This is a genomic window from Myroides sp. LJL119, from assembly GCF_054871605.1.
Genome location: NZ_JBTXLO010000001.1, coordinates 520,415 through 534,399 on the forward strand (window position 1 = coordinate 520,415; position 13,985 = coordinate 534,399).

Annotated in this window: 11 protein-coding genes; 2 read left to right on the forward strand and 9 right to left on the reverse strand. The window is 31.2% G+C overall.

Annotated elements, in window-relative coordinates:
* Window position 1 precedes the first annotated feature (1 nt).
* Window positions 2–2,656: a type IX secretion system periplasmic lipoprotein PorW/SprE gene (gene porW, locus ACYSNV_RS02330; protein ID WP_461760947.1), complete on the reverse strand. Its 2,655-nt coding sequence runs from the start codon at window positions 2,654–2,656 to the stop codon at window positions 2–4.
* A gap of 360 nt (window positions 2,657–3,016) precedes the next feature.
* On the opposite strand from porW, the gene ACYSNV_RS02335 reads away from it, so the two are divergent.
* The gene (locus ACYSNV_RS02335) at window positions 3,017–3,421 is read left to right on the forward strand and encodes a hypothetical protein (protein WP_461760948.1); all 405 of its coding nucleotides are present in this window, start codon (window positions 3,017–3,019) and stop codon (window positions 3,419–3,421) included.
* A 597-nt stretch (window positions 3,422–4,018) separates the two neighbouring features.
* On the opposite strand, the gene ACYSNV_RS02340 is transcribed toward ACYSNV_RS02335, so the two are convergent.
* From ACYSNV_RS02340 to trhO, 8 genes are all read right to left on the reverse strand, one after another.
* Window positions 4,019–5,002 carry a TerC family protein gene (locus ACYSNV_RS02340; protein ID WP_461760949.1) on the reverse strand — a complete coding sequence of 328 codons (984 nt, stop codon included), beginning with the start codon at window positions 5,000–5,002 and terminating at the stop codon, window positions 4,019–4,021.
* Window positions 5,003–5,200: 198 nt separating this feature from the next.
* Window positions 5,201–6,196: an NAD(P)H-dependent glycerol-3-phosphate dehydrogenase gene (locus ACYSNV_RS02345; RefSeq protein WP_461760950.1), complete on the reverse strand. Its 996-nt coding sequence runs from the start codon at window positions 6,194–6,196 to the stop codon at window positions 5,201–5,203.
* A gap of 307 nt (window positions 6,197–6,503) precedes the next feature.
* Window positions 6,504–7,664, reverse strand: coding sequence for an iron-containing alcohol dehydrogenase (locus tag ACYSNV_RS02350; RefSeq protein ID WP_461760951.1), 1,161 nt, complete (start codon window positions 7,662–7,664; stop codon window positions 6,504–6,506).
* A 58-nt stretch (window positions 7,665–7,722) separates the two neighbouring features.
* Window positions 7,723–8,310, reverse strand: coding sequence for a nicotinate (nicotinamide) nucleotide adenylyltransferase (gene nadD, locus ACYSNV_RS02355; protein WP_461760952.1), 588 nt, complete (start codon window positions 8,308–8,310; stop codon window positions 7,723–7,725).
* A 10-nt stretch (window positions 8,311–8,320) separates the two neighbouring features.
* Window positions 8,321–8,893 carry a guanylate kinase gene (gmk, locus tag ACYSNV_RS02360; protein ID WP_461760953.1) on the reverse strand — a complete coding sequence of 191 codons (573 nt, stop codon included), beginning with the start codon at window positions 8,891–8,893 and terminating at the stop codon, window positions 8,321–8,323.
* 26 nt (window positions 8,894–8,919) lie between these two features.
* Window positions 8,920–9,768, reverse strand: coding sequence for a YicC/YloC family endoribonuclease (locus ACYSNV_RS02365; protein ID WP_461761071.1), 849 nt, complete (start codon window positions 9,766–9,768; stop codon window positions 8,920–8,922).
* Window positions 9,769–10,499: 731 nt separating this feature from the next.
* On the reverse strand, window positions 10,500–10,853 hold the full coding sequence (locus ACYSNV_RS02370) for an arsenate reductase family protein (RefSeq protein WP_461760954.1): 354 nt from the start codon (window positions 10,851–10,853) through the stop codon (window positions 10,500–10,502).
* 103 nt (window positions 10,854–10,956) lie between these two features.
* Window positions 10,957–12,315, reverse strand: coding sequence for an oxygen-dependent tRNA uridine(34) hydroxylase TrhO (gene trhO / locus ACYSNV_RS02375; protein ID WP_461760955.1), 1,359 nt, complete (start codon window positions 12,313–12,315; stop codon window positions 10,957–10,959).
* A gap of 424 nt (window positions 12,316–12,739) precedes the next feature.
* Here trhO and recA point away from each other — a divergent pair, with 424 nt between their 5' ends.
* Complete coding sequence (gene recA / locus ACYSNV_RS02380; protein ID WP_461760956.1) at window positions 12,740–13,747, forward strand: recombinase RecA; 1,008 nt, start codon at window positions 12,740–12,742, stop codon at window positions 13,745–13,747.
* Window positions 13,748–13,985: the final 238 nt, after the last annotated feature.

Sequence of the window (13,985 nt, forward strand, 5' to 3'; positions counted from 1 at the left end):
ATTATTTGTTTGTTTTCCAGTTCTTATATTCTTCCCACTTTTGATTAATCAAAACGATTTTATAGTTTTCACCACTAATAGCATTAGCCCCAATAAGTGCTAAACGTTCAATAGCCTTCAATGCGTCTTGCTCACTCTTAAATCCATGAATGACTAAAAACTGACCATCGTTTTGATAAGGATCTTGTGAGTAGGTAATGCCAACTTCTTTGTTTATCATCGCAAAATTAATCATCTCACGTTGTATCAAAGAATCATTAACACCTTCATTTTCATTGGTATAAACGACAATCTTCCAATTATTTGAATTAGAATTACTGAAATCTCTTGCCTCTAATTTACTTACGACAGTTTCGAGTAATTCCTCCGCTTTTTTACCTTCCGGAGTCGAGCTATAGGTTAGTGCTACAAAATTAAGAGCTTCTTTATAAGCTTGCAATCCAAATTTCTGAGCGACTATTTGCGCCTTAAGTAACTCAAACATGCTTATAAAATCATTGTCATAATTTTCCAAAACATCTTGAACCGCATCATAAGCCTTATCGATATCTCCTGTTTGATAAATACGATATACTTGGGTGTAGCGTTGTTCTGGCGACAAATCATCAATCAAATCTCCACTAACATTTTGTAAAAGCTTTGCATAGCGTGAATCTGGATAAAGTCCTATTATATTTGACTTCATAGATTGTGCCTTTACAGGGTCAGTTTCTAAATATATTTTATATAACTTATACATGGCAGGAAGTACCAAGCGTTGTGCGGGATCAAAAGTTAAAAGATCTTCTAATTTTTGAGCTGCTAAATCATATTTTTTAAATCGATCACTATACATAGATCCCAATTGAAAGTAGGCAAAATCTCGATCTTTTTTTAATTTTTCAATTTCTGCTGGATCACTTGGTATAGTACTTAAATAATATTCTAAATTATAACGATTATCCAAAGGTTCTCCTATACTTTGCTGCTCATTGGGAACTTGTTGTTCTTGGTTTTGGCCGGACTTTCTTTCAACTTTAGAGCTAGCCCATTTCCAATTATCCTCTAATAAACGATTTCCCCATTTCCTTTTAAACTCATTCTCACCTTGTAGGGTAGCTTGAGAAGAATAAAAATAGAAAGAGCTTTTTCCTGTCATTTGATTATTAGTATCGCCTAAGGATTTATTTATAGCATCGCCAAAACTAGTAATATTGAAATAATCTACATTATCATTTCTATTTTTTTGCTTTAAAGTAGCCTGCAACTTTTTAAAATCTTCCTTCCTTAATTGATCTATATAATTTTGAAAATAAACATGCCTTTGATCAGTGCTCATCCCAACAAGTGCCAAGATACTATCATTTGTTTTAGCAGTTTTTTCATAGGCAACAACATCGCGAAGTGCGTCTCTACGTTTTTCAATTCGGAACCTATCTTTATACTTACCAGGTAGGATTGCTAAAGCACTATCGTAATAAGATCCCGATTGAGCATATCCAGAATTATTAAAATAAATTTCCGCTATGTTTAAATAATTGTTAGCTTTTAATTGAGTATCGACCTTGTACTGCTTAACAGCTTGTTTTAAATATTTAAGTGCTTGTTTGTCATTACCTATCTCTTGATAAAACAATCCAACTTGCCTATTTAAGATATCTAGATAAGCTCTGTTTTCTCTATCTTCAAGTAACTTAGTGTATTTTCTTAAAAAAGATAACGAATCCCGAGCAGACAAATTCTCTAAAGCAAATTGCTGGGCAAAAGACTGTATACGATAAATCCTAGGAACTCTCCTATTAAAATCAATTACTTGAGAAAAAGCATGATAGGCCTCTGCTTTTTTACCTACCTTTACATACAATTGACCTAGAACAAATAAATAACGTGCTTTTGTTTTAACATCTCTACAAAGTTCAATGGCACGCTTTAAACTAGCTATAGCATTGTCATACTGCTCAATATTAATATAAGCTTGACTAAGAACGGCGTTAGCATCCGACTCATCCTTTTTAGACAAACGTCCTTTTTTTTGAACCAATAATTCCTTCAAGTTCTTAATAGCAATATCCTCATATGCTAATCGTAGATTTGTTTTCTCGCGCCATATTATGGTCTGATCAATAAACGCTCCATCGGGATACTTATACATAATATAATTAAAAGCCTCTAAAGCCGGTATATAACGTCCATCGTAGTACCTGGATTTACCCAATAAAAGGTACGCATTATCCATCTCCCAATTTCGTTCACGTCCGTTAATATACATAGAGTGTTTTTGAATAGCTTTTGTTGCTTTATTCTCTGCACGCTCGAATCCCGAACCATGATCCAAAGAATCTTCTTGCTGACTCGATGATACACCAGAAATTGCAAAATTATCCAATACACTAGTTGTTTTTGAGTCTAATGACATGCCTTTCTGAAATTCCTTTGTTGGATCAATATCCAAATTAATACGTTCCAAAGGCAAAATTTCCCAGTAATTATCAAAATAATTATCCTCGAGTTCTTTTAGGGCTTCTTGATAGGCCAAATCGCCATTGTATAGAATATTATATTTAGCAGTCATGGCATTAAATCCACGATTTATTAACCGGTCCTTTTTAACGGAACAGGCCAAACACAAAAAAACTGCATTTAAAAATATTAAATATCCTATAAAACTTCTTTTCAAAATAACTTTCTTTACAACAAAAACACAAATTACATCATTTTAGTATGTTTCGCGATAATTTGTTTTACTTATATCTCTAGTTTAGACTATTATACTATCTCTTATCCATAAAAAAACTAGCAAAAAGACTAGAAGCAAAGTAACTGATTTTTTTTAAAATTTTCAGACATTAACTTACCATATACATACGCTACTTTTACACAAATAAGCTATTAGTACTAAGATAGCACTGTCCTTGCTTTGCCTTATATTAAATAACATCAAAAATATAAAACCGCAGTATAAATATATTCTATGTGTAAAATGTACAGTCTCTCATATGTTAAATAATTTTTATCTTTGCAATAAATAGGTACAAACATGAAAAAAGACATTGAAATTCCAAAAGTGGAAAACGTAGAAATCGCAATAGTTAAAGAGTATAATCAAGACTTTTTATCCGATAGTTGGTATGCTTATTTATTTAACAATAATGACAAACCCTTAGAGGCTATTTTAATTGTCTCCCAAGCCAAAGGAATGTTAGATGGTCACAAGAGAGAATCTAGTCTTTTCCGCCATGCCTTCCCAGCTTTAAAAGCTAAAGAGTCTTTGAAAATAGAACTCATAGATCAAAATGTTTTCGCCTTAGATAATCACTTTATGCTGACCTACTTTCTAGAAGGAAAATTATTTGATAAAACGTTTATTTTTAAAGCCAACACGATTAATGATCAAAATTTAAAACAAGCAGCCTTTACAGATAAAAAATTAATTCTACCATAGTAACTCTCCAAATAAAATTACCGCTTTAAAAACTAAAAAAGGTATTATTTATAACAGGTAAGTCATATTTTTTAATTTATGGTTTACCTGTTCTTTTTTTTACTTCTAACCACTTAGTTTCTATATTTTTTATAAACTACTACGTTGATAATTACTGGCAAATAAAAAATTGTAAAAATTAGTTTTACCTCTACATTAGGTTGATCTTATAAAGATCTGCTATTACACTTAGCAAGACCTGTTTTGAATTTAGCAAACTTTAGGTGATTTTAATCCATGTGGTTTATCCACGGACCTTGTATTAATATCCTAATTGGATATTGCAGGTAATACACCTTAAAAACAATTAAGAAACTAAAACTTGTTCCAAATCTATAAAGTTTTTGAAACTAATTCTTCAAAAATCAATCTATAATAACAAACCAATTAATAGTTGAACAACAACTATTATCCTTTTATGGAATCCTTTGGTAAAAAATAAAACGCCTGTAGAATAAAAAATGTTTTTCCACAGGCGTGCTTATCATGTTTATAAATTACTATTGTCAAAGCTTAAGTAAATATTTATTATCTCGCTGATCAATAAGGACAACTCTATTAATTTGTTGTTTTAGGCGCAGTTAAAAAGGAAGCAACAACCGACAATACAAGTACACAAGCAATAACCATTAATGAAACCATAGATTCTATATGAACCAATGGAGATATAATCATCTTTACTCCTATGAAAGACAAAATGATAGCTAATCCGTATTTTAATTTAGAAAATTTATTCATAAAATTCGCTAAGAGAAAATATAATGATCGTAATCCTAGAATCGCAAAAATATTAGATGTATATAAAATAAAAGGATCATCAGGTGCTATAGCGAAAATGGCTGGAATACTATCTACAGCAAAAATTAAATCCGTAAATTCTATTACCATTAAGGCGACAAACAAAGGTGTTACCATCTTGACACCATTTTGAATGGTAAAAAACTTTTCTCCATCATAATCAGGTGATACTTTAAAAAACTTATGCACCATACGAACTGCAAAGTTCTTTGATAAATCTTGATTTTCATCGTGTTCATCTTTAGCAAACCAGCTTTTAATCCCCGAAACAAGTAAGAATATTCCAAAAATTGATAACACTACATTAACTTCAACAGGCTTACCTAAGAAAATAAATTCCGGTAAATAAGTCAAATTAATAATTTCAACGCCGGCAAAAATAAAAATAGCTCGAAAGACTAACGCTCCGATAATTCCCCAAAACAAAACACGATGGTGTAATACTTTAGGAACTTTAAAAAAAGTAAAAACTAAAATAAATACAAATAAATTATCAACCGATAAAGCCTTTTCTATCCAGTAAGCACTTTGAAAACGTACAAAGTTTTCAAGGTCCATATAATAATAAATTACACCACTAAAGCACATAGCCAGACCTATCCAAACTATACTCCAGATTAAAGCTTCTTTTGTTGATACTATATGACTATTTTTATTAAAAACGCCTAAATCCAGTAATAACATTACTAAAATAACAACGCCAAAAATACCCAGTAGTCCAGGGTGATTAACAAGGTGATCCATATCAATATTTTTTTATGAGTCCAAAGCTAATTATAAAATTCTCCACCAAGAGAACGATAAATATGTGCCTGTAAATCAACAATTTACAACATTATTAAACAAAAAAGAAAATATTTCTAAAAAAAATAACCTACTTAAAATCAGTAGGTTACAATTTTTTATCGATAAAAAATAAAAAGACGAAAGATAATTAAAAATTTAATCTAATTTTTCTGTGAGCTTTCTAAAGGTTTTTTTAGGATCCTTACCATTATACAAAATATCGTATACTGCATTTATAATTGGGGTTTTAGCACCAACGCTTTGCGTTAAGGCATAAGCACTCTTTGTCGCGTAGTATCCCTCGGCAATCATGTTCATCTCCATTTGGGCACTTTTAACTGTGTAACCTTTTCCAATCATATTACCAAACATTCGATTTCTAGAAAACAAAGAATAACCAGTAACTAAAAGATCTCCAAGATAAGCAGAGTTGTTTATATTTCTTTTCATCTTATATACCTTTTTAATTACTTTATTCATCTCCCGAATAGCATTACTCATTAATAAGGCTTGAAAATTATCACCATACCCCAATCCATGTGCCATCCCACAAGCAATAGCATAAATGTTCTTTAAAACAGCTGCATACTCAGTTCCTACAATATCATCGGTTAATTTTACTTTAATATAATGACTACTAATGCACTGTTGAAGCATCTTTGCGTGTTGCTTATTTCGACAAGCAATAGTTAAATAAGATAATCTTTCCAAGGCAACTTCTTCCGCATGACAAGGACCAGTAATAACTGCAATATTATCATATGGTATGTCATAAATTTGATGAAAGTGCTCTCCCACAATTAAGCTAGTCTCGGGAATAATACCCTTTATAGCCGAAACAATAACTTTGTCGGCTAAACTAGTATGTACCTTTTCCATCTCTTTACTTAAAAAAGCAGAAGGAATAGCAAATATTACATAGTCTGCGTAAGAAATAGCTTTATTAATATCATTAGTTAAATATAGTTGATTCACATCAAATTCTACCGAACTCAAATAATTAGGATTATGGTGATTTACCTTAATCTCCTCAATCGCCATCTCACTTCGGATATACCATGCAATTTTACCTAGGTTCTCACTAAGCATTTTTACAATAGCGGTTGCCCAACTTCCACCACCTATTACCGCAAATTTTGGGTACTCGTTCATAATATTGATTATATCTGTGCCAAAAGTAAGTAAAAAACCTATTGCAAACAATTAGCAATACAGTATGTTATTTACCAAATACCTAGTCTGTTTTACACAAGATTAATCACAAATATATGAAACTAAGAAAAAACTAACAGCAAAATTAACAATATTATAATTTCATACCATAAAACAATTTCTAGGAAACTTAAATATAATTTTATGTTTTTTAATCCCTAAGACGCTACAGAAGACTAAAATTTAAACTAATAAACAATTTCTAAATCCATTAAAATACCTGAAAGTAAAAGACTTACCCTATTAATTAATAACTTTTTTGTATTATTTGAGCTATTTTATCTAGGGTTATATTTTTCCTTTCACCCATGGCAACCCACCCTCTTTCTTTAAAACGTTCCACTATAAAGTCACTGGTATTTAGATAATCATCGGTATAATCTGATAAATGAGTTGAAACACCAACACTATGATAAAAAGAATCCAGTTTTTCCAAAGTTAACATAGCAATCTCCTGGGTAGTACCGTTGTCTATCTTAAAAACTTGCTTGCCCAATTGAGCTAACTTCTGCTGTTTAAAATCAAACATTACACGATATAAATTTGTATTTACAATGGCTAAACTTCTACCATGATCTATGCCATATAAAACTGTTAACTCATGCCCTAAAGCGTGAGTAACCCAATCTTGCTTTACCCCCATACTAATCAACCCATTTAAGGCCATGGTACAGCACCACATAAAGGTACTTGCTGCACTATAGTTTGTAGGATCTTTTAAAACCTTTGGTGCCACCTCAACAAAGGTGGATAAAATTGCTTCGGCAAAACGATCTTGTAAAAAAGCATCTTGAGGATAAGTTAAATACTGTTCTAAAACATGTATAAAACCATCAACTAATCCGTTACTAATTTGTCTGCTTGGTAAACTTCCAATAACCGTAGGATCACAAATTGAAAATTTGGGATAAAGTGCATTTCCCTGAAAGGACAATTTTTCATGTGTAGATTCAATAGTAATTACTGCGCCACAATTCATCTCACTTCCAGTAGCTGGTAGTGTTAAAACAGCTCCATAAGGTAAAGTTTCCCATTTTACATTCATTTTATTTTGAATAATCTCAATAGGATTTCCCTTGTAATGGGTAGCTGCCGAAAGATATTTTACCCCATCAATTACACTACCTCCTCCAACACCTAGTATAAAATCAATTTTCTCTTGATGAATTATAGCTAATGCCTTTTGCAAGGTCTCATAAACAGGATTTGGCTGAATACCCCCAAACTCTATAACAATATGATTCTTTAGTGCTGTAGAAACTTGTTGATACACACCGTTTGTATGTATACTTCCTTGACCGTAAACTAATAAAACTTTTGCATCAATAGGAATTTCATTCTTTAGTTTATGGATTTCTCCTTTACCAAAAAAAAGCTTAGTTGGATTAAACAATTCAAAATTTTCCATATTAAAATATCTGTTTTAAAGTAAAAAAGGAAACCGTAGTTTCCTTTTTTATTTATTATTATTTTTTATAAAACAAATTATGATCTATATACTTCCAGACTTCCTTATCTAAAAGAGGACGAACATTTTTAGATTCCTTGATTCCATTGCGTATATAGGTAGATGAAATTTCAATTACTGGTGCTTTTTCCACCAAATGCACATGGGGGTGACTTCTTAAAGGATTGTCAACTAATTTATCGCTAAATAACCTAGGATACACATAAAAATGATATCGTTCCATTAACAGCTCATAATTTTTCCACTTAGGCAGAGAATCTAAGTTATCCTCTCCCATTATTAAGCTAAACTCATATTTAGGAAAACGCTCATTTAAATAAGCCATTGTATTTATAGTATAATTAGGCTGTGATAAATTAAACTCAATATCAGAGCTCTTAATATAATCATATTCTTGACATGCCAAATTAACCATATGAATTCGGTGGTAATCCTCTAATAGTCCCCTTTTCTTTTTTAAAGGACTATGGGGAGTTACAACCATCCATACTTGATCTAAGTTAGTATACTGTACAATATGATTTGCTATTATTAAATGTCCTACATGAACCGGATTAAATGTTCCAAAATAAAGTCCAACCTTCATGATTAATTATTTACTTAATAAATTCCTTCACAATTTGATAAGCCTCTTGTTTGGCTGTATCCAAATCATAATTTTTTATAACTAAATCAAACTGAGGTGCAGTTGCCAATTCTACAGAAGCCTTAGCTATTCGCATGTTTATTTTATCCTCTGATTCTGTAGAGCGCTTTTTTAGTCGTATTTTCAACTCATCGATACTTGGTGGTTTAACAAAAACAGCCAATGTTTCTTCAGGAAATTTCTTCTTAATACGTAACCCTCCAGCAACATCTATATCAAAAATAACATTTTTACCTTTAGCCCAAATCCTTTCTATTTCGCTCTTAAGTGTACCATAGAAATTATCGCGATATACTTCTTCCCATTCTAGAAAATCTTCAGATTTTATATGTTTTTTAAACTCTTCTAAAGAAATAAAATAATAATCCGTTCCATTTATTTCCTGTCCACGTGCCTCTCTAGAAGTACAAGATATTGAAAACTCTAAATTTAAATCTTCCTTCCCAAGTAAATGCTTAACAATTGTAGTTTTACCAGATCCTGAGGGAGCTGAAAAAACTATCAGCTTACCTTTTTTCGTCATAATGTCGTGTTGTTACTTATATTTAATTACAGAACATTTAAAACTTGTTCTTTAATTTTTTCTAATTCATCTTTCATTTGTACCACTAGTTTCTGCATTTCTGCATGATTACTTTTTGAGCCCATGGTATTGATTTCACGTCCCATTTCTTGTGCAATAAAGCCTAGTTTACGACCATTAGCCTGGGTTCCATTTAAAGTTTCTACAAAATAATCTAAATGCTTTTTTAAACGAACCTTTTCTTCGGTAATATCCATTTTTTCTAAATAATAGATAATCTCTTGTTCAAACCTATTTTCATCTATATTTAGCTGCAATTCCTGCAAATTGGTACGTAATCTTTCTTTGACAGTAATAATACGTTCTACATCTAGATTAATGATTTGCTCCATACAACTATGAATATTTTCAATACGAATCAAAAAATCCTTCTCTAAAGAAGCTCCTTCACTGTGACGAAATTCTTTAATATTGGCTAAGGCCGATTGAATTACTTGCTGAATTTGTTGCCATTCATTATCGTCTAATTCTTGACGCTCCACTTTTAAAGCATCAGGCATTCGAACAGCCATCTTCATTAATTCCGTTTGATCAGCATCGGGAATCAGCTCTTTCATTTGTTGGATATACGCCATTACAATAGGACCGTTAATTTTATTAGAAGTCTCTTCTGCGGTCACCTCACAAAACATAGAAAAATCAACTTTTCCCCTTTCCAATTCTAAGGCTATTACATTTCGTAATGGTAGCTCTTTTTCTCTATAAGCTTGTGGTAGTCGAACATTTAAATCTAAATTTTTACTATTTAACGATTTAACTTCTACAGTTATCTTTTTGGTTGCTAATTGCAAACTAGCTTTACCAAAACCGGTCATCGATTGTATCATATCCTAAAAAAATAATAGCTACAAAGGTACTAAAATCTCAAATAATCTACCTATAATTCCTATAAAATACTACTTTATTTACAACACAATTAAACCTTTAGCCACTAAAAGATCCTTTTTGTTTAAACAAAAAAAAAGTATAGAAGGCTAAAAGCCCTCTATACTTAACTTTTTACTTCAACCCATACTCAACGTTAATTGTTGGAAGTAAACCAAAACAATGATAAGTTTTTTAGTTGTTTAAAATCCTAACCTAATTCAAACAACAACCAAGTTTAGGTTTAAAACATGAAATACCTCCCCTATTTGGAATTTCATACCCTAATGCTTGGGTTTACACTTATTTTAAAAAGGATTTCATAGCAATTTCTCCCTTTCGTATGCCCTTTAGACAACTAAACGGTGGTTTAGTCACATCTAAAAGTGTTAAATTTAATTTAAATTATATTTAATCCTATTTCATTACTATTTTCTTTTGAAATTAGCAATCTATCTTTAAATTAACTATAGTATCCTAAAATTAAGGTTTTTTTATTAAAAAAACTAGTGATATTCACTTTATTTGAAAATAAACTGCTTTTAAAGCAATTTAAATCAAAACAAGTAATCCGGCAATCTACTGAACACCAGTGTATTAACAACTAAATCTTATTTCAAAACATCCTTGTGAAAAAATAAAAAAGAGCTGAAAAAAATATTTCCAGCTCTTTTTTATACTATTAATATGTAATTTTCTGCTTCACTTGTTGGATAACTTTAGAACTATTACCTATAAAAATTTCATTATCTATAATAAAAACGGGACGGCTTAAAAAAGTATAATGCTCTAATAATAAATCTTTAAAATCTTGTTCTTGCAGATTAGCATTTTTCAAATTTCTACTCTTATATAACTGTGCTCTTTTATTAAAAAGGGCTTGATAACTATTAGAAAGTTTATACATCTGATCTAGCTCATTTGCTGAAATAGGTTGTTTTTTAATTTCTCTTAGTTCAAAAGTATCCAAATCCGGTAAATCTTTCATGATTCTCTTGCAAGTATCACAAGTACTTAAGTAGTATAATATTCTCATAATTTAAAACCTTATAAGTTAGGATACGGACAAAGAAATGGATTAAAAACAATATCCACAACTTATCAATTAATTTTACTTTTTTCTAAAGCTTTAACCTTAATTACTCTACAACTTTAAATATTTGATCATTTTTTCTTACTCTAAAACCTAACTGGATAGTCATTTTATCTCCTTGCTTGGCTTGAGTTACTTCTTGTCCGTTAACCATCATTTTATCAACGTTTATAAACTCCTCGCCTGTTGTTGGACCAACAATAACAATCCTATTTCCTAATTCTAAATCTTTACTTAAAAGAACTTGTCCTACACTTGCCTTAGTAAAATAATGTTGAACACTACCAACTAAAACGCGTCGTTCCATTTTTTTCTTTCTAATTTGAGTAACTGTACTAACTTTTACAGGTTTAATTTCCTCGAAAACATTACGTTCTTTTTGAAACTTTAATGCCTCGGAACGTCCTTTTTTAAATACAAGATTCCCTTTTTGTACACCTTGTCTTAATCTTTTCTGCTCCTCTAATGGTAATTGTATTGTTTCCAAGCACTCCGTTGTACAACATCCATGCATTGCTTCTGCACAATCATCACACTGAATAAATAGCAGATGACAAGCCTCATTTGCACAATTCACATGAGTATCACAAGGTGCCCCACACTGATGACAATGAGCAATTACATCATCTGTTATTCTTTCACCTAAGCGATGATCAAAAACAAAATTCTTTCCTATAAATTTACTCTCTAATCCCTCTTGCTTAACCTGACGAGTATATTCAATAATACCCCCTTCTAATTGATAAACATTCTTAAAACCATGATGTTTAAAGTACGCTGAAGCCTTCTCACAGCGGATACCTCCGGTACAATACATCAATAAGTTTTTTTGCTCTTTTATATTTTCTAATTGTTCTTTTATAATAGGTAAGGACTCTCTAAAAGTATCTACATCAGGAGTAATTGCACCTGTAAAATGACCAACTTCACTTTCATAATGATTTCTAAAATCTACTACAACAGTGTTTGGATCCTCTAGTAATTCATTAAACTCTTTTGCTCTTAAATGAATACCCTTGTTAGTTACATCAAACGTATGGTCATCCAACCCATCAGCTACAATTTTTTTTCTAACCTTTACAGTTAATTTTAAAAAAGATAAGTCATCTTGCTCAATAGCTACATTTAATCGTATACCTTTCATAAAATCATAGGCTTCTAAGGTTTCACGAAATTCTTCTAATTTAGAAGCAGGAATACTCATCTGAGCATTAATTCCTTCATGTGCTACATAGGTACGACCTAAAGCATCAAGCTTATGCCATTCTTGGAATAAATCGTCTCTAAATTTTTGTGGATCTTGTATTTTCGCGTATGCGTAGAAAGATAAAGTTAAACGTTTTTCGCCAGCTTGCTCAATTAGCAAAGCTCTCTCCTCGGCGCTTAGGGTGTTATACAGTTGCATGCTATAAACAATTTAAGTCGATAATAAATAATTAGTATCAAATCCTAAATGGAAGGATTTGATTCGACAAAGATAATTTTTTTATATATAACTGGCTAAAAACCCTTTAGTAATTTTTAATTTTTCCCAATCCTAGACCTGCAAAAGACTCTTTTAAAAACACCCTGAGACCACTGTAGTCTAAAAAATATCAAATAACACAATACGCTATTTTTCTATTCCCGTATATCTACTAGATCTCTTTTTTTAAAATCACATAACTAACTGATTAACAAATAAAACAAAAACAGCAGCTACAACTATACTTAGACTTGTTAGGAGAAACAACAATTTGCTATAATTTGTAGCATAATACCTACCTTTGGTTGAATTGTAAACAAAAAGTATTACTTTTACCTCATTAAGAACCTATTTTTTCAATAAAATGAGTGCAGATAAAGAAGCAAAACTAAAAGCGTTACAGCTAACATTAGATAAATTAGATAAAACCTACGGTAAAGGTACTGTAATGAAACTTGGAGATACCGCTGTGGAAGAGATAGAAGTAATTCCTTCAGGATCTTTAGGAATTGATCTTGCTTTGGGTGTGAGTGGGTATCCGAAAGGAAGAATTATTGAGATCTATGGACCTGAATCTTCGGGAAAAACAACATTAACTTTACATGCAATTGCGGAGGCTCAAAAAAATGGTGGTATCGCTGCTTTTATAGATGCAGAGCATGCATTTGATCGTTTTTATGCTCAGAAATTGGGTGTTGATATTGACAACTTAATTATTTCGCAACCTGATAATGGTGAACAAGCCTTAGAAATTACAGAAAACCTAATTCGCTCTGGCGCAATAGATCTAGTAGTTGTAGACTCAGTTGCAGCACTAACACCAAAAAGTGAAATTGAAGGGGAAATGGGAGATTCCAAAATGGGTCTTCATGCTCGTTTAATGTCACAAGCTTTAAGAAAGCTAACCTCAACAATTAGCAAAACCAACTGTACTGTATTTTTCATTAACCAATTACGTGAAAAAATTGGCGTTATGTTTGGAAATCCTGAAACAACAACAGGTGGTAATGCATTAAAATTCTATGCTTCTGTTCGTTTAGATATTCGTCGTTCTACCCAAATTAAAGACGGTGAAAATATTATTGGAAACAGAACGAAAGTTAAAGTCGTAAAAAACAAAGTAGCACCACCTTTTAGAACAGCAGAATTTGATATAATGTACGGAGAAGGTGTTTCCAAAGTTGGAGAAATTTTAGATCTAGCTGTTGAATATGAAATTGTAAAGAAAAGTGGTTCTTGGTTCAGCTACGGAGATACTAAATTAGGTCAAGGTCGTGACGCTGTGAAAGGCTTAATAAAAGACAACCCTGAGTTAATGGAGGAATTAGAAACGAAGATTAAAGAATTAATCAAAGAAAACGAAAATTCATAACAATTAGAATTTGATTTCCTTAAAAAAAATTACTTTTCATTTAATTACAGTACAAAAATAATTAAATAAAATTACACTATATTTTTAATGCACTGAGCCCAGTTAAACACTGGGCTCAGTTCATTAAAGTAATTACTATCAGCGAAAGAAATCATATAATTTCATCAGTTGTCTATCTAGTAGATAAATAATACAAACTTTAGCTAAATAAAACTATTGACTAAATCATTTATCAAAA